Source organism: Occallatibacter sp. (assembly GCF_049802275.1).
GTDB lineage: Bacteria > Acidobacteriota > Terriglobia > Terriglobales > Acidobacteriaceae > Telmatobacter.
In genome coordinates, this window is sequence record NZ_JBARMD010000717.1 from 1 (window position 1) to 1,588 (window position 1,588).

Consider the following 1,588-nt stretch of genomic DNA (forward strand, 5'->3'; position numbering starts at 1 on the left):
TCATAGAGGCCTGCGTTAGGAATGGCGTCGATGTGCGAACCGGTTGCGACGGGCGCGAGGGCAGGCTCGGTGCCTTGCCAGCGCGCGAAGGTGTTGCCGACGGCATCCTCATGCACTTCGAGCCCAACCTCGCAGCAAAGGCCTTTGACGTAGGCACGGGCGCGGAGATCGGCTTCGCTGAACAGGACACGGGTGACGACGGGCGGGTCGGCTTCCGAGATCTGGGAGAGCGTGTTGAGTTCAGAGATCAGCCGGTCGATCGAAAGCGTAGGGGAGAGCGCAGGGGATAACGTGGGGTGGAGTTCCATGGTCAAGCTCCCAGCGGATGACGGCGCCAGTCTTTGTAGATGAGATATTTCGCAGGCTTTTTACCGATTGCACCGAACCATTGCGGGCAATAGGGCGCCATCCAGATGAAGTCGCCCGCCTCGACGGGATACCAGGAATCGCCCAGGCGGTAGATTCCTCCACCTTCAAGCATGAGCAGTCCGTGTTCCATGACGTGAACCTCGACCACGCTGAGGCCTGCGCCCGGGTCGTAGGTCATAGTATTGACCGCGAAGTCGTACTCGTCGGTGTTGGGCATGAGGGAGCGAACGCGCAGGGACGAGTCGCCCATCAGGGGGGCTTCAGCAACGGAAGATTCATTGCCGATGACGACAGCGGGGGCTGGTCCGTCGGCAATCGGCGCGTAGATTTTTTCAATCAGCACGGCCTTCGAGGCGCCGACGGCGGCGATGGAGTGATCGGTGCCGGTGGGCAGGTAAGCGAATCCGCCCGGTCCGAGCAGGTGCCTGTCGCCATTCATCACCAGGCCTAGTTCGCCTTCGAGCACGTAAACGAACCGCTGCCCGGGAGCGGCCGCGAGTGTTCCGCCGGCAGAGAACTCGGCAGTCATCTGCGTGAAGTCTGCACCTAGTTGAGGACCGGCGTGAACGATGAAATCCACTCCGCTCGCCCCCGGCAGTGGAATGCGCACGAATGTGTCCGGTGTCTGCAGCAGGTGATCGTGCTTGAGACTGCTTCGGGTTGATCCGAGATGATGCAATCGTGACCTCGCTTGCGTTTCCGATTCTAACCAACCTCGCCTGCGAGCCGCTGAAGGAATTTCCCACCGATTTGCAGCGCAGCTTCGACGTCTTCTTCCCGAACCGCTTCGTCAGGATGATGGCTTAGACCGCCCGGGCTGCGCAGAAAGAGCATCGCCGCTGGCATGCGGCCGGCCATGATCATGGCGTCGTGGCCCGCGCCGCTGGGCATGGTTTTGGCGGGAAAGCCTGCCGCTTCGATCGCAGTGGTCATGAAGGCGGTGAGGCGTTCGTCCATCGGTACAGATGGCTCGTCCATCTTCTTTGTCCATTCGAGCTTTAGTCCACGGCGCGTCGCTGCGGCTTCGGCATGCGCGAGCAATTCGTCGACAGCGGTTCTGCGCTGGCTGTCGTGGACGTGGCGAACGTCCAGGCTCAGCTCGGCGCATCCGGCGATTACGTTGCCGGCATTGGGCCGCACATCCAGCCTGCCGACGGTGGCAACGAGGCTTTCGGTGCGGAGGGCGAGCGATTCAACTTTCGTGATCCATTCGGCGGCA

2 protein-coding genes and 1 pseudogene are annotated in these 1,588 nt (G+C 61.9%); all 3 read right to left on the minus strand.

The genetic code is table 11. The annotated features are described in order from the left end of the window. Nucleotides 1–308 (minus strand): annotated as a pseudogene (locus WA354_RS24140) (M20 family metallo-hydrolase); the annotation flags it as partial. A gap of 2 nt (nucleotides 309–310) precedes the next feature. Beyond that, the gene (allE, locus tag WA354_RS24145) at nucleotides 311–1,048 is read right to left on the minus strand and encodes a (S)-ureidoglycine aminohydrolase (RefSeq protein WP_472815581.1); all 738 of its coding nucleotides are present in this window, start codon (nucleotides 1,046–1,048) and stop codon (nucleotides 311–313) included. 26 nt (nucleotides 1,049–1,074) lie between these two features. Next, the coding region (locus tag WA354_RS24150; protein ID WP_472815582.1) for a M20/M25/M40 family metallo-hydrolase at nucleotides 1,075–1,588 on the minus strand (514 nt) is incomplete at its 5' end.